Below are 24,617 nucleotides of genomic sequence, written 5' to 3'. Positions count from 1 at the left end.
AGCTTGTAACTTCTTCGCCTTACCTTATAACCACGCGCTCATCATGAGCCCCCTCCACCTATAGGCTATGTTAAGTCTAGCTATAGCCAACATAATCCGCTTGCAGCTTCTTCACCTTACCTTATAACCACGCGCTCATCATGAGCCACTCCACCTATAGGCTATGTTAAATCTAGCTATAGCCAACATAATCAGCTTGTAACTTCTTCGCCAACATAGCGCTCATCATTGCCCGTAACGCGGCCGGTTTTACTAATTTACGCATATAACCGACATCGTAACTTTTGGCCTTAGCTTCAATGTCTGTGTCTGTGGTCGCGGTTATTAATATTGCTGGGAGTGAATGATGACACTGACTACGTATGTCTTTAATCAAGGTTAAACCATCCACTTGCATTTCTTGTCGATCACCAGCCTGATAGCCCAATTGATAATCAACCAATAATATATCGATTTCATTACTGTGATTAGCAAATTCTGTTAGGGCTGTTTCTCTAGAGTCCGCCGCCAGGATATTACATTGCCACGCTGAAAGTAGCTCAACCATACCACTGAGTACATCTGGATCGTTATCTATACATAAAACGGTGATATCTTTTAACGCGACATGAAAGCTAGGTTTTGTAACCATTCTCGCTTGCACCACAGGCTTCGCTTGCTCTACTTGCACAGAAAATTTACAACCTTGCATGGTTTTCGATTGTAAACTTAAGCTATGTCCCAATAACTGCGCCAAACTTTGGGTGATATTAAGCCCTAAACCCAAGCCTCTACCCGCTTGATTATTAGGAGTATTAAGTTGGGTAAACTGCTCAAAAACCAACTCTTGCTTTTCAAGCGGAATACCTGGACCATTATCTAAAATTTGTATAATAACTTTGTTATTAAAAACTCTGGCACCTAATAACACTTTTCCTGGGCTGGCATATCTAAAAGCATTGCCAACCAAATTTTGAATAATACGCCTGAGTAAATGTCTATCTGATTTAATCCAAACTTTACTGGCCACTAGACGAAACTCGACCGACTGTTCAATAGCAAGGGCGGCAAACTCTTCTGACAAGTCCTCAAATAAGTCATTGAGCGCAAAAACTTGCACATTGGCTTTTATATTGCCACTTTCTAAACGAGCAATTTCGGCTAAATCAGCCAATAAATCATTGGCCGCTTTTAACGAACGGTCAATATTATCGACTTGTCTTTGCTGAACCTTGGTTAAATCACCTTGCTCTGACAGAGCCGAAGTAAATAATCTTGCGGCTTCTAAGGGTTGCATTAAATCATGACTACAAGCTTTCAGGTACTGACTTTTTTTCAAATGCGCTTGTTCAGCTTTTTCATGCGCTTTCGCCAGAGCTTCATTGGTTTTAGCTAGCGTTAGCGTACGTTCATAAACGCGAGTTTCCAGATCAAGATTGGCCTCTTTAAGTACTTGCTCTGCTTGTCGATAGGCGGTGATATCAGAGAACAACATAACAAAACCACCACCCGGCAGAGGGTTACCTTCAATGCGAATAGTTTTCCCACCTGCTTGTTGCCGTTCTGAACTATGTGGCTTGCCTTTACGTAAGAAGTCTAAGCGACGGTTCACCTGCGACTCTATATCTCCAGAGCCACATAAGCCGCGTTTCACATTATAACGAATAAGGTCAGATATCGGGCTGCCTATATAGACTAACTCTGTTGGGTAATCGAATAAGTCTATATATTTTTTATTCCAGGCAACTAGCTGTAATTTATCATCAACGATGGAAATGCCTTCACTGGCATTTTCTATAGCACTTTGCAGTAAGTTTTGGGAAAATTGTTGTTTATGACTGGAGGCTTCTTCAACAAAAACAGCCAATTCATCTAGGGCAAAATCACGCCCATCAAATACTGAACTCAACACTAAACGAGCAGATGATGAGCCCATCACAGTTGCTAGCGTATTTTCAGTGTGCTGCAATAATTGTTGGTTATAGCCAACATTGCCCAATTGCTTTTTATCATTAACCGATAAGAAGTTCTTGAAGCTATCGCGCGCTTTGTCTATGCCAACAAACCGAGACGCTAACAATTCTAACTCGCTAACATCTAAATGACGTTTTTTCTCTACGCTAAGCAGCTTGGGTGACTGCCACTCAAGAAACAGCGAGGCTTGTATCCGCTCTTGTACACTCTGTCGGCTGATTTGTGATAAAGCCCACATCACTATGATATTGGCGCCTAAACTAAAGAGCGTGGCGGTGGTTTTTGCCGGTAAAAACCCTTCAGCAAAAGGTGATGCGTATAAACCAAATTGCGGTAAGAAGTTAAGGGTCAGCCATAAGATAAAGCCCACCAATATACCCGCATAGACCCCTACTAAGCTAGCACGTCGCCAATAAAAGGCCGCAATTAACGCTGGTGTTAGTTGGGCAAAAGCGCCGAAAGCCACTTCGCCTAAGGAAGAGAGTGTATCGGGTGAGGCCATAATAAAAACACCATAACCTAGGAGAATAACAAACAAGGCCAGTAGCTTTCGAATGTTTAATAAACGTTTGCGAAAATGATCATAGTCAGTTTGCGCTACTTTTTGTCGACGATAAAGTAGCGGGAAAACAATTTCATTACTGAGCATGGTACTTAGGGCGATAGCGGAAATAATTACCATAGAGCTTGCTGCCGATATCGCCCCTAAAAAAGCAAACAAGGTCAGCCAGGTTTGCTCGGTAACATCCGGCAAAAACAGTACATAGGTATCTGAGGGCACAGTATTCCCTAGTAACATTTGACCAGCTAAACCCAGCGGCACGGCGAAGAAAGCAAAGACTAATAAATACAGCGGAAAGACTCGACGACTAAGCCAGGTATCTTTCTGATCTTTCAGCTCAACCACCATCACCTGAAATTGACGCGGCAATGATAAAAATGCCGCCATAACAATCACTAACATGGCCAACATAGAAGTGACGTTATCGACAGTCAGTTGTTGCTCAAGTAAAGCATTTGCATCGGCTTGCTGCCAAATATCTACCGGTGAATCATACAAAACAAAACAGACAAAAATACCCACAGCTAAAAAAGCAAATAACTTCACTAAAGATTCAAAGGCAATGGCCAACATAACGCCGGGGTGTCGCTCAGTGACATCAATGTGTCTAATACCAAATAAAACAGTAAATACCGCTAAAACTAAACTGACCACTAAGCCAATGCCCCAACTAGTGAAACTTTGCTCTATTTGTAATTGCTGAAAAGAATACACCATGGCTTTAAGCTGCAAGGCGATATATGGCATGGTGCCAACGAGGGCAACTATGGTCACCATAATAGCGAGGTTGTGTGACTTGCCAAAGCGCGCTGCTAGTAAGTCAGCAATAGAGGTTAAATGTAACTTTAAACTGACACGAATGATGCGTTGAATAAAGGGCCAGGCAAAAACAAAAAGCAGTATCGGGCCTAAATAGATCGGTAAGTGCGATAGTAAACTAGTAGATGCTTGTCCTGTGGTGCCTAAGAAACTCCAAGAGGTACAATAAACACCAAGCGTTAGTGCATAAATAATACTCTGACCTTTTTTCGCCAGCTGATGTCGGTATCGGTCCCCCAGAAAAGCAATTAAAAATAATAAGCCAATATAAGTCAAACTTAACAGCACTAATTGCCAATTAGGAAACATAAATACTCGCTACTATTATTTTATCGGAAAGTTATTACAATGTGGATTAATCATGATATTCGTGCTACTTCATAATGCAGGATTCAGTGTCAATTTAAAAGACTTTAGGTAAAGCATTCATTGAAAATAAAGGATATTCAACAGAATATGCTCCGACCTTATCTAATGAGCAACATCCAGTAACTGCCTATTTAACCGCAATAACGCTGCAAAAAACCTTTTAACAGCGGCTCAACAATAACAAGATTCCAGGGTAATTATTTGTTAGAATAACGTGCAACCAAGGGGTGCGCTGTCATTTAGCTTTTAACTGACTAGTCGCTGAGATATATACTCTTTGAACCTGGGCAGAAAATTAGCTTAATTATTTTTCTGGCATAGGGATGGTTATAGATAAATATTAAAATTCATCAAAAATTATCCTACTTGCACAGCCCAACTTTTTATTTTTTTTGATGAGACTTTTAATGACCTTCCCCAAATCGGCTATTTGTATAGCTATCACTGCCAGTATTTTTAACGTTACCGCTTTCGCTGCAGAGCAAGCGAGTAAAGACACCAGCAACACTAACAATATTGAAACCATTACTGTCACCAGTGATTTTCGCCAGCAAAGCCTGCAAAAAGCGCCGACTTCAATGACGGTATTAACCGCTATTGATATTAAACAGCGCAATGCTAAACATCTTGAAGAACTCATTGCCGTTAGCCCCAATGTGAATTTTGCCAGTGGTTCACAACGAGCACGTTATTATCAAATTCGCGGTATTGGTGAGCGTAGTCAATTCCAAGAGACGATTAACCCATCAGTTGGGGTGATTATTGATGAGGTGGATTTTACCGGTATCGGCAGTATTGCTTCATTATTTGATGTTAAACAAGCGGAAATATTTCGCGGCCCACAAGGTACTCGTTTTGGCGCCAATGCTATTGCTGGCATGATAAACATTACCACTAATGAGCCAACCGAAGACTTTGAAGGTGCCATGCAATTTGGCGTTGGCAATTATAATAGTTATGATATGGGTGTTGCCTTATCAGGCCCCGCCAGTGATTTTGTTAATTATCGCCTAGCCGTGAATCAAAGTAATAGTGATGGTTATATAGAAAATATCCATTTGCAACGAAATGATACCAACAACCGTGATGAATTAACTATCCGCGGCAAGTTAGCCATAGAAGCCAGTAATGATTTAACCATTGATCTTGCGGGCTATTATTTTGATTTCGATAATGGCTATGATACATTCTCGCTAGATAACACCAGACAAACCCTTTCTGATGAGCCTGGTTTTGACAATCAAAAAACCAAAGCTCTATCAGCCAAATTCACCTATCAAGGCTTTGAAAGGGCTACCGTAATAGCCATTTTTAGTAATGCTGATTCAGATCTAGCGTATGGCTTTGATGAGGATTGGGCCTATGCTGGCATTTCAGATCCTACTATCAACCCTGATATTGATCCTGATTTTGAATACTGGGAATATAACTCTACCGATCATTATTATCGTAATAAAGCCGTGTTAACGACAGAGTTACGCGCAATATCTAAGCAAGGGCAAGAACTTTTTAATGGCAGCACCGCTTGGGTTGCTGGTATTTACTTTAAGCAAGATGATGAAGATTTATTACGTCAATATACTAGACATGATAAGCCTATTAAAAGTTTTGATTTCACCTCAACTAATGAGCGCACTAGCGTTGCCGTTTATGGCCAATTAGATACTCAACTGAGCGAGCGTTGGTCGCTTATCTCGGGTTTGCGTATTGAAAATTATAGCGCTGACTATAACAATTCAGATCTGTTTGATGACAGTATTGACGATACTATGCTTGGCGGTAAGTTAGTGCTGAGTTACCAACAAAGCGACGATAACCTTTGGTATGCTTCTGTTAACAGAGGTTATAAAGCTGGTGGCCATAATACCGATGGTACCTTACCTGCAGATCTACGTAGCTTTGATCCTGAGTATCTGATGAACTATGAGCTGGGCTATAAAGTCACATTATTAGATAACAGTGCTTATGTACGTACTGCTCTTTTCTATATGGATCGTGATGATATGCAAGTTAATAGCTCAAGAGTATCTAAGGAAGGCAATGGCACTGAGTTTGTTAGCTATTTAGGTAATGCTACTTCAGGTAGTAACTATGGCGCTGAAATCGAATCTGCTTGGACTATCAATGACTATGTTAATGTTTATGGTTCATTGGGTTTACTTGAAACTGAATTTAACGACTTCATTGATGCAAACCAAAATTCACTTACCGGTGCTGAACAGTCACATGCTCCTAGTTATCAGTTTAATGTCGGTGTTAACTATCAACCAACAGATGAATGGTTATTTAATATTTCAGTTGACGGTAAAGATGAATTTTATTTTTCTGACACTCGTTATTTTGATTATGGCTATGATGGTACTTTCGCACCTATCCCCGATGAAGATCTAAAATCTGAATCAATTATATTGCTCAATGCTTCTGTTTCTTATATTCAAGATAACTGGCAAGTTAAACTTTGGGGCCGTAATTTAACTGATGAAGATTACGCTAACCGTGGTTTTTATTTTGATAATGACTCCCGTGATGGTTATATCCCAAAAGCACATACTCAACTTTCTGAGCCATTGGTTTTTGGTGCTAGCTTAGATTACCAATTTTAGCTCCATCGCTGGTTACTTATGGTGACCGACTTATGACAACGAAATAGGGGGAGTATTAACTATCCCCCTATTATATAAAAGGTACCTTATGAAAATTTCTATCGAACTGAGCTTATATCCCTTAGCAGAAGAGCAATATAAAACCGAGATTTGGGCGTTTATCAAAAGGCTTAGAGCTGTAGAAGGTTTGCAAGTAGTCACTAACGGCATGAGTACGCAAGTGTTTGGTGATTACGATCTTGCTGTTAATCATGTTATGGCTGAGATCAAACATGTGCATCAAAACACTGGCGCGGCGGTTTTTGTCTGTAAATTTATTAATGGTGATCGTTCACAAGTAGAAGCAGAAAGTTAATGGCTGAAATTTTAGCTAATGTAATAAGTTACTTCCAACAACTGCCATGGCTTGAACTGATAGCTATGCTGCTATCACTTGCCTATGTTATTTTGGCTGCTAAAGGTTCTTTATGGTGTTGGCCGGCTGCCTTTGTTAGTACCGCACTGTACACAGTTATTTTTTATGATGTTTTACTATTAATGGATAGCGCCTTAAACGGCTATTATCTGCTAATGGCAGTTTATGGTTACTGGCAATGGTCAAAAAATAGCAACAATAGTCAAGATGATAACGCTGAACTTACTATAGTTAGCTGGGATTTAAGCTGGCACGTTAAAAGTTGTTCTGGCTTAGCAATACTCGCTGTTGGCTTGGGTTATCTTATGGCTAACTATACCTCTGCGCACTTGCCCTACTTAGATACCTTTACTACGGTTTATGCTGTATTTGCTACCTACTTGGTTGCTAATAAGGTCTTGGAAAACTGGCTATATTGGATTGTTATTGATCTTGTTTCTATCTATTTATATATCGAAAAAGGCTTAATACCGACCACGGTTTTATTCGTTATCTTTGTTATTGCTGCATGTTACGGTTATGGCAAGTGGTTAACCCTGTATAAAAAGTCTGCAGTCAAGTTACAGCCAGCTACTAGTAGCTAAGGCTATAGTTGTTATATGCTTGTTCCTATAGATATTATTAACTCTCTGCAATCTTTGCCTTGTTTTACCGAGATTCAGGCCATTAGTTTATTAGCGGATGGCTTGAGTCAAACGGCTATTAAGGTTAGCACCGCTTCGCAGGTGTTTTTTGCTAAAAAACTTAATCAAGATACCGCTAATACTGAAGTATCTTGTGCCCTACTTACTGCCCTTTCTGGTGTTAAGGAAAGTTCAGGCCAAGTAAAAAAAAATCACTTTAGCCCAGAGGTAATTTATCATGATGAACAATGGTTAGTGACTGAATTTATTAACGGTATCGCGCTTGCTGATGCTGAGCTTAAAATTGAGCTCAAGATTTCAATTGCACTGACGCTCATGGCACAGTTACATCAATTGCCTAGTTCACTTACCAAACAAGCGATTCATCCTCTGAACATTAGACAGTCAGTCAGCCGCTTATTAACTGACCCTAGCCCTTTACTAGCAAAACAGAGGCACTTTTTAGATAATGTGAGCAAGTCATTGTCTTGCTCTATTAACAGGCTAATTGAGGCTTCACAGAGCCCTAGCATGCTTTGTCATGGTGATATTAATTTCACTAATATTTTACTCGATGATGAGCAAAGATCTTGGCTGATAGATTTTGAATGTGCACATTTCGCACCAGTGGAATTCGATTTGGCCATGTTTATCGCAGTAAACAATATTGATGACCACCATATAGCGGGGATAGTTAATGACTATAGAAAATTAGTCGCTAGTTACCAGCCTAATCTTAAATTACTGAACTACTACATTCTCTATAGCTTTTATATTAATGGTTTATGGTACTTCGATAACAGCAACAACTTAGCCGCTGAAAGTCAATTGCATGCCCTGGCTATAGCACAATGGTCTGCCTTCGACCATTTTTCTAGTGCACACGCCCTTGCTGTACCAAAGTTAATGTCGATGATTAATCCCCGTAATTGATACCGACAGTGAATCAATACTGCTTGCGAACTTACTGACTCTTTATAAAGTGTCTATTGCTATTCTTTATATACTCTTCACTCAGAGTGTGACAGAGACAAAAAAGCCGCTTTACTCTAGGAGTAAGCGGCTTTTAAAATCAGTATCATTATTCACTTCTTAACTCTTAGTTATAAAAGTCAGAAATCACTAACCCTGAAGATACGATCACTAGATAAACTAGCTAACCTTTTTCTTAGTCACTTGGATAACACGTAATTGCGCTACAGCACGAGCTAATTCAGCCGCGGCAGCAGCATAGTCAACATCACCGCCATTAGCGTTAATGTTTTCTTCTGCCCTATGCTTAGCTTCAAGTACTGCTTGTTCGTCCAAATCAGCACTACGGGTAGCTACATCAGCTAACACGGTAACCTTGTTTGGTTGAACTTCTAACATACCACCAGAAAGATAGATCACTTCTTCAGTGCCGTCACTTTTGGTGATCAATACCATACCAGGTTTTAGTGAGGTTAATAAAGGTGCGTGACCAGGCAAAATGCCTAACTCACCTTCACTACCTGTGATCTGCAATGATTTAATGCTACCAGAAAACAAGCTTTCTTCTGCACTAACTACATTTAGATGAACACTTAATAATGCCATTTAACTTGACCTCTTTAATTGTAGGTTGGGCTTTAGCCCATCACATATTTATAAAAACCATGACGCCCTAAAGGACGACCTACAAATGATTACATCTTGTTCGCTTTCTCTACGGCTTCTTCAATAGTACCAACCATGTAGAATGCTTGCTCTGGTAAGTTATCATAATCACCCGCTATTATGCCTTTAAAGCCAGCAATGGTGTCTTTTAATGATACATATTTACCTGGAGAACCAGTAAATACTTCAGCAACGAAGAACGGTTGAGATAAGAAACGCTGAACTTTACGAGCACGGGTAACTGTCAGTTTATCTTCTTCAGAAAGTTCATCCATACCTAAAATAGCGATAATATCTCTTAGTTCTTTATAACGTTGTAATATCGATTGTACACCACGTGCTACATCATAATGCTCTTGACCAACAACTAAAGGATCAAGCTGACGAGAAGTAGAATCTAGTGGATCAATTGCCGGGTAAATACCTAACTCAGCAATAGAACGCGACAGTACCACTGTTGCATCTAAATGTGCAAAGGTGGTTGCTGGACTTGGATCAGTCAAATCATCCGCAGGTACGTATACCGCTTGAATTGAAGTAATTGAACCTTTATGAGTTGAAGTAATACGTTCTTGTAATATACCCATTTCTTCAGCTAAGGTTGGTTGATAACCAACCGCTGATGGCATACGACCAAGTAATGCTGAAACTTCAGTACCCGCAAGAGTATAGCGATAAATATTATCAATAAAGAATAATACGTCACGACCTTCATCACGGAATTTTTCAGCCATGGTTAAACCTGTCATGGCAACACGTAAACGGTTTCCTGGAGGCTCGTTCATTTGACCGTAAACAAGTGATACTTTATCAAGTACACCTGAGTCGTTCATTTCATGGTAGAAATCGTTACCTTCACGAGTTCGCTCACCAACACCAGCAAATACTGAGTAACCACTATGTTGAATAGCGATGTTGCGGATAAGTTCCATCATGTTAACGGTTTTACCAACACCAGCACCACCGAAAAGACCAACTTTACCACCCTTAGCAAAAGGACAAATTAAATCGATTACTTTGATACCGGTTTCTAACAATTCGTTAGATAATGCTTGGTCGACGTATGCTGGTGCTTCGCGATGAATACCCCAACGTTCTTTTTCGCCAATTGGACCTGCATCATCGATAGGCTCACCCAAGACGTTCATGATGCGACCTAAAGTCTCAACACCAACAGGAACTTGAATAGCTTCTTTTGTATCTTCTACAGTCAAACCACGACGTAAACCGTCTGATGAACCCATTGCAATAGTACGAACAACACCACCGCCCAGCTGTTGCTGAACTTCAAGTGTTAAACCTGCTAGGTCACCTTCGGTTATCTTTATTGCGTGATATACCTGAGGTACGGCATCTTGTGGAAATTCAACATCCACAACTGCGCCAATTATTTGGACGACTTTACCTGCACTCATGTTTATTCCTCTTAATTTAAGCTAACTAAATATTAATAGTTAATTAGCTTGTCGTTAAATTACGAAATTTGTTATTTGCCCTAAGCTCATCTATTTAAGAAAAAACTTAGCTAACCGCAGCAGCACCAGCAACAATTTCACCTAACTCTTGAGTGATTGCTGATTGACGCGCTTTGTTGTATATCAATTGTAAATCATCAATCAAGTCACTAGCATTATCTGTCGCTGACTTCATCGCTACCATACGGGAAGCTTGTTCACAGGCGATGTTTTCTACCACGCCTTGATATACTTGCGATTCTACATAACGAACCAATAATTGATCTAACAATACGTTAGCATCAGGTTCGTAAATATAATCCCAACGATATTTCATATTTTCATCGTCAGATTTAGGCAAAGGTAACAATTGATCAATTGTTGGCACTTGCGTCATGGTATTAACAAACTTATTGTAAACAATAAATAGTCTGTCAATTTTACCATCGTTATATGCATTTAACATGACCTTCACACTACCGATTAAATCGGCAAGTGAAGGAGCATCACCCAGACCTGAGATTTGAGCTAAAACCTTAGCGCCCATGTTGTTGAAAAACGACGTGGCTTTTGCACCCACTACCGAAAATTCAACCTCAACTTCAGTATCAGATGATTGCCATTTAGCAGCATCAGCTAGTACTTGCTTAAATAAGTTAATATTTAAACCACCACACAAACCACGATCGGTTGATACAACAATATAGCCAACACGCTTAACTTCACGCTCTTCCATATATGGATGGCGATATTCTAAGTTACCAAGCGCGATATGACCGATCACATTTCGTATATTTTCTGCATATGGACGAGAGGCTCTCATGCTTTCTTGAGCTTTACGCATTTTTGAAGCAGCAACCATTTCCATAGCTTTCGTGATCTTTTGAGTGTTTTGCACACTCGCAATCTTGGTTTTTATTTCTTTACCAACGGCCATGACTCTTCTCTCCGAAACTAGTTAATAGATAGGTCTTACCAAGTTTGCGTAGACTTGAATGTTTCAAGTGCTTTAGTCAAACTGGCTTCGATGTCTTTATCGTAGTTACCTGTTTCGTTGATATTAGCCATCAACTCAGCATACTCATTATTTACATAAATATGTAATGCATCTTCAAAATCATTGATCTTATTAACCGCAATATCGATCAAGAAACCTTTTTCTGCAGCAAATAATGATATTGCAGTTTCAGCTACTGATAATGGGCTGTATTGCTTTTGCTTCATTAATTCAGTCACACGTTGACCATGCTCTAATTGAGCACGAGTGGCGTCATCTAAATCTGAGGCAAATTGAGCAAACGCAGCTAATTCACGGTATTGAGCTAATGCTAAACGGATACCACCACCAAGTTTCTTGATGATTTTTGTTTGTGCAGCACCACCAACACGCGATACAGATAAACCTGCATTTACCGCTGGACGAATGCCTGAGTTAAACAAACTAGACTCTAAGAATATCTGACCATCAGTAATTGAGATAACGTTCGTTGGAACGAATGCAGATACATCACCGCCTTGAGTTTCAATAATAGGTAAGGCAGTTAAAGAACCCGTTTTACCTTTTACCGCACCCTTGGTGAATTTTTCTACATAAGCTACATTTACTCGAGCAGCACGCTCTAATAAACGACTATGAAGATAGAAAACATCACCTGGGTAGGCTTCACGACCTGGCGGACGACGAAGTAGTAATGAAATTTGACGGTAAGCAACAGCTTGCTTAGACAAATCATCATATACGATCAACGCATCTTCACCGCGGTCACGGAAGTATTCACCCATTGAACAACCCGCGTATGGTGCTAAGTATATTAAGGCAGCAGCTTCAGAAGCTGAGGCAACCACAATAATAGTATTTTCTAGAGCGCCATGGTCTTCTAACTTACGTACTACGTTAGCAACGGTAGAAGATTTTTGACCAATCGCAACATAAATACATTTAATGCCGGTATCTTTTTGGTTAATAATGGCATCTATTGCGATGGCAGACTTACCAATTTGACGATCACCAATGATTAATTCACGTTGACCACGGCCAATTGGAATCATTGCATCAATTGACTTGATACCAGTTTGTACTGGTTGGTTAACTGATTGACGTTCGATAACACCTGGAGCTTGTACTTCAACAGGAGCAAAGCCATCGTTTTCGATAGGGCCTTTGCCATCAATTGGCTCACCTAAAGTGTTTACTACGCGACCTAATAAGCCTGGTCCTACTGGAACTTCCAATATACGACCAGTACATTTTACTTTTTGTCCTTCAGCGAGATCCGCGTACGGTCCCATAACTACCGCGCCGACCGAATCACGGTCTAAGTTTAATGCGATAGCATAACGGCCACCAGGAAGTTCGATCATTTCACCTTGCATTACTTCTGCAAGGCCATGGATACGAATGATACCGTCTGTTACAGAAACGATAGTACCTTCGTTACGAGCTTCGCTGACAACGTTAAACTGTCCAATACGTTTTTTGATCAGTTCAGCGATTTCAGTGGAATTCAGTTGCATGCTCTGTTCCCTTAATTTATCAGTGCTAGGATTGTAATGTTTGTGCTAAACGGTTCAATTTACCTTGGATAGAACCATCAATCACCATATCATCTGCTTTAATAATCAAACCAGAAATAATGGACGCATCTACTTTACAATTGAGCTTAACTTTACGTGCCAAGCGTTTTTCAAGCGCGGCGCTAATTTTCGTTTCCTGCTCAACTGTAATTTCTACAGCAGAGGTTACGTCCACTTCAATAGTTTTCTCGTATTCTGCTTTAAGTAAACAGAACTCGGTTAAAACATGTGGTAGCGCTTGCAAGCGTCTATTTTCTGCCATTATTTTCAATAAATTCTGGACTTGACTATTTACTTGTTCACCACATACATTTAAAAATAATGAGGTGACCTGCTCAACCGATGCACCGCCAGTAAGGTAGTCCACAATAGTTTCATTTTCAGAAACCTGAGCAGCAAATGTTAGTTGGCTAAGCCAACTGTCAAGAGCATTTGTTTCAACAGCAAAATCAAACGCTGCTTTACCATAAGGACGAGCGATAGTTGCCAATTCAGACATAAAGCTCCCCTTACAACTCAGCGACGAGTTTATCTAAGATATCGCTATGTTCAGCGGCATCTATTGAACGTTCGAGAATTTTCTCGGCACCGGCAACAGCAAGAAGTGCAACTTGTATGCGCAATTCCTCTTTCACTCGGTTACGTTCAGTTTCAATTTCTGTTTGGCCAGCAGCTAAGATTTTTTCTTTCTCAACTTCTGCTTTACCAGCAGCTTCTTCAACAATTTTAGCTTCGTGCTTTTTCGCTGCATCAATAATTGATGCGGCTTGAGCTTTAGCTTCTTTTAGTTGTGCCGTTGCTTTTTCTTGGGCTAGAGCCAAGTCTTTTTCAGCACGGTCTGAAGCAGCTAAACCATCTTTGATTTTCTCCTGGCGAGCTTCAATAGCACCGTTTAATGGTGGCCATACATACTTCATGCAGAACCAAACAAAAAATAGAAATGCTATTAATTCCCCAATTAGAGTGGCGTTTAAATTCACAACCGCTCCTCCTTAATAGTAAGCTGTTCAAATGATAAAATTAAAGTACAAACAATAATACCATTGCGATACCAACACCGATCATAGCTACGGCATCAATAAGACCGGCTAAGATAAACATTTTGACTTGTAAAGAAGGGGCAAGTTCTGGTTGACGTGCACACGCTTCTAAAAATTTACCACCCATGTTACCAAAGCCAATTGCTGTACCAATAGCACCAAAACCAATTAGTAGCGCTACTGCGATATATTTAAGACCTAATACTAGTTCCATTTTTTTCTCCAAAGTTAAAATTAAAAATTAAAAAAGTTTTCTACTTAATGATTGTCTGAACTTGCCATACTGAGGTATACAATTGTCAGCATCATAAATACGAACGCTTGTAATACTATGACCAAAATATGGAATACAGCCCACATGAAGTGTAACGGTAACTGCGCTAAGCCCACAGCACCAATCAATATAAAGATCAATTCACCTGCATACAAGTTACCAAATAAACGCAATGACAATGAAAACGGTTTAGAAATTAACGAGATGGTTTCAAGTAATAAATTGAAAGGTATTAGCACAGCTTGCAAAGTTTTATTTTTCGAATTAAATGGATGTAGAGTAAGTTCTGCTACGAACCCCTTAATACCTTTAATACGAATTGAATAACCTATCATCAGCATGAAAACACCAATTGCTAATGCAGCTGTCATATTAATATCTGTTGTTGGAACAACTTTCATATAGACATCATGTGAGTCCATATTAAATACAGTTTCACCTACTAGACCAGCAAGTGCAGGTAAGAAGTCAACGGGGATCAGATCCATTAAATTCATCAAAAATACCCAAACAAAAATTGTTAAGGCTAGCGGCGCGATCAATTTACTTTTACCATGATAGGTTTTGCTGACATTATCACCAACAAATTCAATGACCATTTCAATACAACATTGAAATTTATCAGGTACACCTGTGGTTGCCTTCATAGCGGCCCGTCGGAAAACCCATAAAAACATAATGCCTAATCCGATTGACCATGCAAGGGTATCTATATGCCATGTCCAGAAACCACTATCACTACATGCTTTATTAAATGCCCAACCGGTATCAGTTGAGCACATTTTTGCATTAGTTAAATGGTGCTGAATATGAGCTGAGAGAGTAACTTCTTCTGCCATGTCTTATCCCAAAAGTTAAAGTTTATAAATTTGTTAGCGCCAGTTAATTATTTTTTATTAAAAAAACTGGCAGTAATAGTGGTAAAAACACTACTACGCAATATGTAGTCAAGAATGCTGCGGGTATAAGCACTAAAAACTTCAAAGCTAGTGCAAATAATAACGCGGTGTATAACATTTTAAATTTTACGCCACTATAAAAAGATTCCATCACCTTGCTTGACGACTGAGCTCCTGCATAACGGAAAGCTTTGTATGCAAAAATCATATTCGGGACTATGGCAACAAAACCACCGACAAAGGCTGACTTAGCATGTAAAAAACCCCAAAAAAAATAGACTGTCAGCGTTATAATAAAAACGACAACAATCATTAACAGAATTTGCTTAAAAGCAAATTCCCGTCCAACTTTTGTTAATGTATTACTCATAGTTGACTTGTTTCTAAATTACGAAAAAACTCGTATGTGTTATAGTTTTTAAAGTAAAAACTTTAACTATAAAAAGTTTGCGTAAGTATACTGAACTCAGGTTATTTTGCAAGATATTAGGGCAGGCAACTTCCTTTATTTGTGCGTTTATCATATATTCAACAAAGAAGTTATCATCTCATTAAGTACCATAGAGATTATTGAATTAAACGCTTTATTTGACCTGTTTAAGGCTAAAATAAATAGCAGGCAGGTTGTCTAGCGATCAACGATGATATAGAGCTTAAAAACGCGACAGATGCTTCTTGCTGACAACAAAAAATCACACAATTACCAAAATCGTTACTTACCTAACGGGCTTTTCCTTTGTAGCTAAGAACGAATATAAATCGACAATGTCCTACTGACGTGAATGTATTCACTAATGTCACAAGTATCATGACGTTACATGGATGTAACTTATTTGACAATGCAGACGGTACAGGACGTACCTTATAAGATAATACAGACGTGGCATGGATGCCACTTATTAGGATAATGCAGGAGCATATTATCCTGAGCTTATTGCCCTGATGCACAGGAGTGACCTCACATAAAGAGAAGAACATCCACATGCAATTCCTGCAACGCACCGACTTTGACATGAAAGGATTAACTCATGTCGCGTTACTATGAGGTTACATGGATAATGGTATGAACCCACTCCACTTTCTAACGGCCTCGCAATGGGCCAAAATGGAAGTGTAAACATACCATTTAACAAAAGCGGAGTGGGCATAATGAAGATTACAACAGTTGGACTTGATATAGCAAAATCTATCTTTCATTCGTTTGCGATTAATCATACCGGGCGATTGGTTAGAAAGGAACAGCTCAAGCGTAAACAGCTATTAGCTTATTTTGCCAAACTTGAGCCTAGTATTGTAGTGATGAAAGCTTGTGGTGGTGCAAACTATTGAGCAAGAGAATTTATCAAGCAAGGTCACCAAGTCAAATTAATAGCACCACAATATGTAAAGTCTTTTGTTAAAGGAAATAAAAATGATTCCAACGATGCTCAAGCAATAGCGGAAGCATCACAACGTGCTAGCATGCGATTTGTGCCCATTAAATCGGTTGAGCAGCAAGACTTGTAAAATGTCCATCGCCAACGAGAACGTGTAAAAAAGAAAGAACGGCTTTAGCCAATCAAATACGAGGGTTGCTCGCTGAATATGGCATCGTGATCAAAAAAGGTATCTCAGCTATACGAAATGAATTACCTTCAATTATTGAAGAGGCAGAAAATGACTTAACTGTGATCTCCAGAGCGTTTTTTAACAAGCTACTTGAAGAGTTTCGCGCTATGGATGTTCTGCTTGTACATTGGATACGAAAATACAAATATCGAAAAAAAATAATGACGTATGTACTCGGCTAGGTGATGTGTTAGGTATTGGTGCTATCACATCGAGTGCACTTTATGCCACGGCTGGCGATGGAAAAGACTTTGTTAATGGGCGTCATTTATCCGCATGGATTGGTTTAGTTCCAGGTCAACATTCAACGGGTGGAAAGCCGAGGTTATTAGGTATCAGTAAACGAGGCAATAGCTATTTGAGGACGTTATTGATACATGAAGCAAGAGTGGTATTAAGGCATTCGGAGAAGAAAAATGATCGTTTCAGTCTTTGGGCTCAGGCACTACTCAAACGTAGGGGGCACAATAAAGCCTGTGTAGCAGTCGCCAACAAGCTTGCAAGAATAGCATGGGTCATTATGGCAAAGGGTGAAACATACCGCCCAGCCATGTAATAGAAATTTAATCGTATTAGTGAAAAACACTATTACTTATTAAATAAAGGTAAAACCCTTTACTTCAGTTGCAAAAGATAAAAGATCGGATGGTGAGATAGGTCAGACCGGCTCATTCAAAACCTGCTAGCTGCTTCGGCTCTTAAGAAGCCGTATTGATGATGAGGAGAATGAGCGCAAATAACCATCGGGGCCAGGAAGTAAAAATCTTCCATAAACAGGCCGGATATATGAGAGCAATGATTTACCTCTCACACTATGATCAAATATCTTGCAAACGGAGTGGGTTCATATATGTAGCTTATTAGAGAATGCAGACGTGGCATGGATGCCACTTATTAGGATAATGCAGACGGTACAGGATGTACCTTATAAGATAATGCAGGAGAAATTATCCTGAGCATATTGTCCTGATGCAAAGGAGTGACCTCACATAAAGAGAAATACACCCACACGCTTACTACCTTCGGCATAAATGCGCTCATTTCTGCAGCGCTGCGGCACTTTCCGTTAGAGAAGACTGAATGGGATCAGGTGGGGCCAAAATATGTAGGCGGGAATTTATTCGCGCTTATTAGTAATTGTTTCAAATCCCAGACAGCAAAAAGCTCGACTCTTATGAATCGGGCTTTTCTTAATAGAAATCGAGAATGTCGTACTCTCACATAAAGAGAAATACACCCACACACTTACTACCTTCGGCGTAACTGCGCTCACTTCTTAAGCGCCGCGGCACTTCGGTTAGATAAGAGTGAATGGGATCAGGTGGTTCCAAAATTTGTAGGCAGGAATTTATTCCCGCTTAATATTAATTGTTTCAAATCCCAGACAGCAAAAAGCCCGACTCTTATGAATCGGGCTTTATTAATAGAAATCGAGAATGTCCTACTCTCACATAAAGAGAAAAACACCCACACGCTTACTATCTTCGGTGCTATTACCTTGCGCGATTGAAATCCCGCCTACACAGCTCTCATACTGTAGGCGGGAATTTATTCGCGCTTATTTTAAAATCCCAGAAAGCAAAAAACCCGTAGCATCAGCTACGGGTTTCTTAAATAAAAGTTTAGCAATGTCCTACTCTCACATGGGAACTCCCACACTACCATCGGCGCAACTGCGTTTCACTTCTGAGTTCGGAATGGGATCAGGTGGGGCCACAGCGCTATGGTCGCTAAACAAAAAAGGGTCAATCTAGAAATTTGATATAAAAAGTTTACAAAAGCAATTCAAGTAACACGAGTACGTGTTTTATATATTTATGTCAGTCTTCACACACACTTTATAGTCAAAAACTACTTGGGTGTTGTATGGTTAAGCCTCACGGGCAATTAGTATCAGTTAGCTCAAGACCTCGCAGTCCTTACACACCTGACCTATCAACGTTGTAGTCTCCAACGACCCTTTAGGGGACTTAAAGTCCCAGTGAGAACTCATCTCAAAGCCTGCTTCCCGCTTAGATGCTTTCAGCGGTTATCAGTTCCGAACGTAGCTACCGGGCAATGCCATTGGCATGACAACCCGAACACCAGTGGTTCGTCCACTCCGGTCCTCTCGTACTAGGAGCAGCCCTCTTCAATTCTCAAACGCCCACGGCAGATAGGGACCGAACTGTCTCACGACGTTCTAAACCCAGCTCGCGTACCACTTTAAATGGCGAACAGCCATACCCTTGGGACCGACTTCAGCCCCAGGATGTGATGAGCCGACATCGAGGTGCCAAACACCGCCGTCGATATGAACTCTTGGGCGGTATCAGCCTGTTATCCCCGGAGTACCTTTTATCCGTTGAGCGATGGCCCTTCCATACAGAACCACCGGATCACTATGACCTACTTTCGTACCTGCTCGACGTGTCTGTCTCGCAGTTAAGCTGGCTTATGCCATTGCACTAACCGTACGATGTCCGACCGTACTTAGCCAACCTTCGTGCTCCTCCGTTACTCTTTGGGAGGAGACCGCCCCAGTCAAACTACCCACCAGACAGTGTCCCCAAGCCGGATTACGGCCCTAGGTTAGAACATCACGCATACAAGGGTGGTATTTCAAGGTTGGCTCCACCACATCTAGCGACATGGTTTCATAGCCTCCCACCTATCCTACACATGTAGGAGCAATGTTCACTGTCAAGCTATAGTAAAGGTTCACGGGGTCTTTCCGTCTAGCCGCGGGTATACGGCATCTTAACCGCAAATTCAATTTCACTGAGTCTCGGGTGGAGACAGTGTGGCCATGATTACGCCATTCGTGCAGGTCGGAACTTACCCGACAAGGAATTTCGCTACCTTAGGACCGTTATAGTTACGGCCGCCGTTTACCGGGGCTTCGATCATCAGCTTCGACCTAAGTCTAACCGAATCAATTAACCTTCCGGCACCGGGCAGGCGTCACACCGTATACGTCATCTTTCGATTTTGCACAGTGCTGTGTTTTTAATAAACAGTTCCAGCCACCTGGTTACTTCGACTGGTTTAGGCTCCGGAAGCAAGTTCCTTCACCCTATACCAGCGTACCTTCTCCCGAAGTTACGGTACTATTTTGCCTAGTTCCTTCACCCGAGTTCTCTCAAGCGCCTTAGTATTCTCTACCCAACCACCTGTGTCGGTTTGGGGTACGGTTCCACTATATCTGAAGCTTAGAAGCTTTTCCTGGAAGTGTGGCATCAATGACTTCATCACCGTAGTGACTCGTCTCAGCTCTCAGTGTTGAATGGAAACCCGGATTTACCTAAGTCTCCCACCTTCAGCCTTTCACACGGACTACCAACGCCGTGCTCACCTAGCCTACTCCGTCCCTCCTTCGCAATATAATGAAGTACAGAAATATTAATCTGTTTCCCATCGACTACGCGTTTCCGCCTCGCCTTAGGGGCCGACTTACCCTGCCCTGATTAACATGGGACAGGAAACCTTGGTCTTTCGGCGGGGGAGTTTTTCACTCCCCTTATCGTTACTCATGTCAGCATTCGCACTTCTGATACCTCCAGCAGACTTCTCAATCTACCTTCAACGGCTTACAGAACGCTCCCCTACCACTTGCAATAAATTGCAAATCCGCAGCTTCGGTGACTAGTTTAGCCCCGTTACATCTTCCGCGCAGACCGACTCGACTAGTGAGCTATTACGCTTTCTTTAAAGGATGGCTGCTTCTAAGCCAACCTCCTAGCTGTCTATGCCTTTCCACATCGTTTCCCACTTAACTAGTACTTTGGGACCTTAGCTGGCGGTCTGGGTTGTTTCCCTCTTCACAATGGACGTTAGCACCCACAGTGTGTCTCCCGGATAGTACTCATTGGTATTCGGAGTTTGCAAAGGGTTGGTAAGTCGGGATGACCCCCTAGCCTTAACAGTGCTCTACCCCCAATGGTATTCGTCCGAGGCTCTACCTAAATAGATTTCGGGGAGAACCAGCTATCTCCCGGCTTGATTAGCCTTTCACTCCGACCCACAAGTCATCACCGCATTTTTCAACATACGTGTGTTCGGTCCTCCAGTTGATGTTACTCAACCTTCAACCTGCCCATGGGTAGATCGCCGGGTTTCGGGTCTATACCCTGCAACTAAACGCGCAGTTAACACTCGCTTTCGCTACGGCTCCCCTAATCGGTTAACCTTGCTACAGAATATAAGTCGCTGACCCATTATACAAAAGGTACGCAGTCACCAAACTAAATTTGGCTCCCACTGCTTGTACGTATGCGGTTTCAGGTTCTATTTCACTCCCCTCACAGGGGTTCTTTTCGCCTTTCCCTCACGGTACTGGTTCACTATCGGTCAGTTAGTAGTATTTAGCCTTGGAGGATGGTCCCCCCATATTCAGACAAAGTTTCACGTGCTCCGTCCTACTCGATTTCACTTAAAGATTGCTTTTGTGTACGGGACTATCACCCTGTATCGTTCTACTTTCCAGTAGATTCCACTAGCGCCCAATAAGCTTAAGGGCTGATTCGCGTTCGCTCGCCGCTACTAACGAAATCTCGGTTGATTTCTTTTCCTCGGGGTACTTAGATGTTTCAGTTCTCCCGGTTTGCCTCGTTAACCTATGTATTCAGTTAACGATACCTAGCTTATGCTAAGTGGGTTTCCCCATTCGGACATCTCAGACTATTACGGTTGTTATCACCTTACCTGAGCTTTTCGCAGATTAACACGTCCTTCATCGCCTCTAACTGCCAAGGCATCCACCACATACGCTTAGTCACTTAACCATACAACCCTAAGTAGTTTCTTGTTATTTGACCTTTAATCTTCGTTGCTTAAATATTCGTGTAGAACAAACTACACTTCATATCTAAGCGCCTTGTTTAAAGCACAAACCCCGTCGAAATGAATTATTTATTGTAAAACAAAAGATAAAACATTTTACTAGAATGTTCGGAGACTAATCCGAACTAATTGTAAAGTCTGACATTTTCACGTACTCAATATACTTACCTCGAAAGGTTCATATAAGATGAGTTACTTGATAAGACAATCAATGTCGAGTAGACATCAATCGAATGTTGATACAACCTCTTGGGAGAGATTGCATCGCTTTTGTTGGTATTTATATCATTGCAACGTTCAGCGCGACACCGTTCGTTACGACATAAATACCGATATTTATATCAGCTTTCCAGATTGTTAAAGAACTTCAATTTAAGGCACATTCGCTTAAAAAGTGGTTTAAAAAAACCAAATTTAAAATAGCTTATAAAGCGTAGTTTAAATTTGGCTTCTATTCTCTTTTTATTGAAGAAGAAAATATCCATTTACTTTTAATCAAGGCAGTTGGTAGCGACGTGTAGTTTACTACACGAGCTGCGAACTAACGCAGAGTAAAATTAAATGGTGGAGCTAAGCAGGATCGAACTGCTGACCCCCTGCGTGCAAGGCAGGTGCTCTCCCAGCTGAGCTATAGCCCCATTTATGGGTATTCTTCTTCATTTTTGTTATCATGTAATTTGTGTGAACACTCGTAGAACCGAAGCTCTCATTAAGCAATTTTACTTCAAGATAAGGAGGTGATCCAACCCCAGGTTCCCCTAGGGTTACCTTGTTACGACTTCACCCCAGTCATGAAACACAAAGTGGTGACCGTCCTCCCGAAGGTTAAACTAGCCACTTCTTTTGCATCCCACTCCCATGGTGTGACGGGCGGTGTGTACAAGGCCCGGGAACGTATTCACCGTGGCGTTCTGATCCACGATTACTAGCGATTCCGACTTCACGGAGTCGAGTTGCAGACTCCGATCCGGACTACGACAGGCTTTGTGGGATTCGCTCCACCTCGCGGTATTGCAGCCCTCTGTACCTGCCATTGTAGCACGTGTGTAGCCCATCCCGTAAGGGCCATGATGACTTGACGTCGTCCCCACCTTCCTCCGGTTTATCACCGGCAGTCTCCTTAGAGTTCCCGCCATAACGCGCTGGCAAATAAGGATAGGGGTTGCGCTCGTTGCGGGACTTAACCCAACATTTCACAACACGAGCTGACGACAGCCATGCAGCACCTGTCACAGAGTTCCCGAAGGCACAAGTCTATCTCTAGTCTCTTCTCTGGATGTCAAGGGATGGTAAGGTTCTTCGCGTTGCATCGAATTAAACCACATGCTCCACCGCTTGTGCGGGCCCCCGTCAATTCATTTGAGTTTTAACCTTGCGGCCGTACTCCCCAGGCGGTCAACTTAGTGCGTTAGCTGCGCCACTCACGGATCAAGTCCACGAACGGCTAGTTGACATCGTTTACGGCGTGGACTACCAGGGTATCTAATCCTGTTCGCTCCCCACGCTTTCGTTCCTCAGCGTCAGTATCTGTCCAGGTGGCCGCCTTCGCCACTGATGTTCCTTCCAATCTCTACGCATTTCACCGCTACACTGGAAATTCCACCACCCTCTACAGTACTCTAGTTACCCAGTTCAAAATGCAGTTCCAAGGTTGAGCCCTGGGCTTTCACATCTTGCTTAAATAACCGCCTACGAACGCTTTACGCCCAGTAATTCCGATTAACGCTTGCACCCCTCGTATTACCGCGGCTGCTGGCACGAAGTTAGCCGGTGCTTCTTCTGTTGCTAACGTCACAGTGATGATTTATTAAATCACCACCTTTCCTCACAACTGAAAGTGCTTTACAACCCGAAGGCCTTCTTCACACACGCGGCATGGCTGCATCAGGCTTTCGCCCATTGTGCAATATTCCCCACTGCTGCCTCCCGTAGGAGTCTGGGCCGTGTCTCAGTCCCAGTGTGGCTGATCATCCTCTCAAACCAGCTAGAGATCGTCGCCTTGGTAAGCCTTTACCTTACCAACTAGCTAATCTCACTTGGGCTAATCAAGAAGCGAGAGGTCCGAAGATCCCCCCCTTTGGTACTTTTCACTACAAAAAGCACGTTATGCGGTATTAGCAGTCGTTTCCAACTGTTGTCCCCCACTCCAAGGCATATTCCCAAGCATTACTCACCCGTCCGCCACTCGTCATCAAACTAGCAAGCTAGTTTATGTTACCGTTCGACTTGCATGTGTTAAGCCTGCCGCCAGCGTTCAATCTGAGCCATGATCAAACTCTTCAATTAAAAATCGTTTGTGTAACCTCATCGCAAGCGATGTGTTACTGCTCAATGAATTCTGTCGTGATACCAACCGAAGTTGATATCGCATTACATAGTCGCTACCTATCTCGCTAGAAATAAGTAACTTATATTTATTTGCATGAACATCATTCATTAAGCGTTTTGTTCTCCCCGAAAGGAAAACTATGTAAAACAACATTAATGTGAGTGTCCACACAAATTGCATGATAACTAATTGTTAAAGAAAAGAGGTCTTAGTCGCATTCGCTAAGTACCTTCGCTCCTTGCTAACGTTGCCGTTTGCCCGAAGTAGGATGCGCATGATACGCTTCCTAGTTTTAATGTCAACACTTAATCTTATATAAAAGTAAGTGTTTTATAAAACCTTATTTTTTACCTTAATTTGCTTATTTACCAAGCAATTAAGTTAAAAAATAGTGTTTCTCAAGTAGCCCGTTACCATTGTAACGGGCTTCTCAGTGCCTAAGCACAAATAGGAGTTTAGCAATGTCCTACTCTCACATGGGAACTCCCACACTACCATCGGCGCAACTGCGTTTCACTTCTGAGTTCGGAATGGGATCAGGTGGGGCCACAGCGCTATGGTCGCTAAACAAAAAAGGGTCAATCTAGAAATTTGATATAAAAAGTTTACAAAAGCAATTCAAGTAACACGAGTACG

14 protein-coding genes, 1 tRNA gene, 4 rRNA genes and 1 pseudogene are annotated in these 24,617 nt (G+C 41.5%); 5 read left to right on the top strand and 15 right to left on the bottom strand.

The annotated features are described in order from the left end of the window. Positions 1 to 172: 172 nt before the first annotated feature. Positions 173 to 3,643 carry a hybrid sensor histidine kinase/response regulator gene (locus CMT41_RS00300; protein WP_058026018.1) on the bottom strand — a complete coding sequence of 1,157 codons (3,471 nt, stop codon included), beginning with the start codon at positions 3,641 to 3,643 and terminating at the stop codon, positions 173 to 175. Positions 3,644 to 4,110: 467 nt separating this feature from the next. Between CMT41_RS00300 and CMT41_RS00295 the strand changes: the two genes are divergently transcribed. From CMT41_RS00295 to CMT41_RS00280, 4 genes are all read left to right on the top strand, one after another. Continuing rightward, positions 4,111 to 6,306: a TonB-dependent receptor gene (locus CMT41_RS00295; RefSeq protein ID WP_058026017.1), complete on the top strand. Its 2,196-nt coding sequence runs from the start codon at positions 4,111 to 4,113 to the stop codon at positions 6,304 to 6,306. A gap of 88 nt (positions 6,307 to 6,394) precedes the next feature. After that, the gene (locus CMT41_RS00290) at positions 6,395 to 6,661 is read left to right on the top strand and encodes a hypothetical protein (RefSeq protein ID WP_058026016.1); all 267 of its coding nucleotides are present in this window, start codon (positions 6,395 to 6,397) and stop codon (positions 6,659 to 6,661) included. Then, positions 6,661 to 7,305 carry a nicotinamide riboside transporter PnuC gene (pnuC, locus tag CMT41_RS00285; protein ID WP_058026015.1) on the top strand — a complete coding sequence of 215 codons (645 nt, stop codon included), beginning with the start codon at positions 6,661 to 6,663 and terminating at the stop codon, positions 7,303 to 7,305. Before CMT41_RS00290 ends, pnuC begins: the two co-directional genes overlap by 1 nt. Positions 7,306 to 7,320: 15 nt before the next feature. Beyond that, positions 7,321 to 8,277 (top strand): phosphotransferase, encoded by a 957-nt coding sequence (locus CMT41_RS00280; RefSeq protein WP_058026014.1) that lies wholly within the window; start codon positions 7,321 to 7,323, stop codon positions 8,275 to 8,277. Positions 8,278 to 8,496: 219 nt separating this feature from the next. On the opposite strand, the gene CMT41_RS00275 is transcribed toward CMT41_RS00280, so the two are convergent. From CMT41_RS00275 to CMT41_RS00235, 9 genes are all read right to left on the bottom strand, one after another. After that, positions 8,497 to 8,922 (bottom strand): F0F1 ATP synthase subunit epsilon, encoded by a 426-nt coding sequence (locus CMT41_RS00275; RefSeq protein WP_057179174.1) that lies wholly within the window; start codon positions 8,920 to 8,922, stop codon positions 8,497 to 8,499. Between the two features lie 89 nt (positions 8,923 to 9,011). Then, positions 9,012 to 10,397, bottom strand: coding sequence for a F0F1 ATP synthase subunit beta (gene atpD, locus CMT41_RS00270; protein WP_057179173.1), 1,386 nt, complete (start codon positions 10,395 to 10,397; stop codon positions 9,012 to 9,014). A gap of 106 nt (positions 10,398 to 10,503) precedes the next feature. Further along, entirely contained in the window at positions 10,504 to 11,373 is an 870-nt protein-coding gene (atpG, locus tag CMT41_RS00265) for a F0F1 ATP synthase subunit gamma (protein ID WP_058026013.1), read from the bottom strand. Between the two features lie 35 nt (positions 11,374 to 11,408). After that, entirely contained in the window at positions 11,409 to 12,950 is a 1,542-nt protein-coding gene (gene atpA, locus CMT41_RS00260; protein ID WP_057179171.1) for a F0F1 ATP synthase subunit alpha, read from the bottom strand. 25 nt (positions 12,951 to 12,975) lie between these two features. Next, positions 12,976 to 13,509 (bottom strand): F0F1 ATP synthase subunit delta, encoded by a 534-nt coding sequence (atpH, locus tag CMT41_RS00255; protein ID WP_057179170.1) that lies wholly within the window; start codon positions 13,507 to 13,509, stop codon positions 12,976 to 12,978. A gap of 10 nt (positions 13,510 to 13,519) precedes the next feature. After that, the gene (atpF, locus tag CMT41_RS00250) at positions 13,520 to 13,990 is read right to left on the bottom strand and encodes a F0F1 ATP synthase subunit B (protein WP_057179169.1); all 471 of its coding nucleotides are present in this window, start codon (positions 13,988 to 13,990) and stop codon (positions 13,520 to 13,522) included. Positions 13,991 to 14,030: 40 nt separating this feature from the next. Next, complete coding sequence (gene atpE, locus CMT41_RS00245) at positions 14,031 to 14,264, bottom strand: F0F1 ATP synthase subunit C (RefSeq protein ID WP_004335261.1); 234 nt, start codon at positions 14,262 to 14,264, stop codon at positions 14,031 to 14,033. 44 nt (positions 14,265 to 14,308) lie between these two features. After that, entirely contained in the window at positions 14,309 to 15,163 is an 855-nt protein-coding gene (gene atpB / locus CMT41_RS00240; RefSeq protein WP_057179168.1) for a F0F1 ATP synthase subunit A, read from the bottom strand. Positions 15,164 to 15,206: 43 nt separating this feature from the next. Next, positions 15,207 to 15,593 (bottom strand): ATP synthase subunit I, encoded by a 387-nt coding sequence (locus CMT41_RS00235; RefSeq protein WP_057179167.1) that lies wholly within the window; start codon positions 15,591 to 15,593, stop codon positions 15,207 to 15,209. A gap of 779 nt (positions 15,594 to 16,372) precedes the next feature. Here CMT41_RS00235 and CMT41_RS00230 point away from each other — a divergent pair. Next, a pseudogene (locus CMT41_RS00230) lies at positions 16,373 to 17,387 on the top strand (IS110 family transposase). Positions 17,388 to 18,451: 1,064 nt separating this feature from the next. On the opposite strand, the gene rrf (CMT41_RS00225) reads toward CMT41_RS00230, so the two are convergent. The 5 genes from rrf (CMT41_RS00225) to rrf (CMT41_RS00205) form a co-directional block, all read right to left on the bottom strand. Further along, positions 18,452 to 18,566, bottom strand: a 5S ribosomal RNA gene (rrf, locus tag CMT41_RS00225). Positions 18,567 to 18,697: 131 nt separating this feature from the next. After that, positions 18,698 to 21,594: ribosomal RNA gene (locus CMT41_RS00220) — 23S ribosomal RNA — on the bottom strand. 620 nt (positions 21,595 to 22,214) lie between these two features. Next, positions 22,215 to 22,290: transfer RNA gene (locus CMT41_RS00215), tRNA-Ala, on the bottom strand. A 92-nt stretch (positions 22,291 to 22,382) separates the two neighbouring features. Further along, a 16S ribosomal RNA gene (locus CMT41_RS00210) occupies positions 22,383 to 23,938 on the bottom strand. 496 nt (positions 23,939 to 24,434) lie between these two features. After that, a 5S ribosomal RNA gene (gene rrf / locus CMT41_RS00205) occupies positions 24,435 to 24,549 on the bottom strand. Together the 16S, 23S and 5S rRNA genes with 1 tRNA gene alongside form the textbook arrangement of a ribosomal RNA operon. Between the last annotated feature and the right edge of the window lie 68 nt (positions 24,550 to 24,617).

The organism is Colwellia sp. MT41, assembly GCF_001444365.1.
Taxonomy (GTDB): Bacteria; Pseudomonadota; Gammaproteobacteria; order Enterobacterales; family Alteromonadaceae; genus Colwellia; species Colwellia marinimaniae.
Note: the sequence above shows the minus strand (reverse complement) of the source record. Positions and strands in the feature narration are given on the sequence as shown.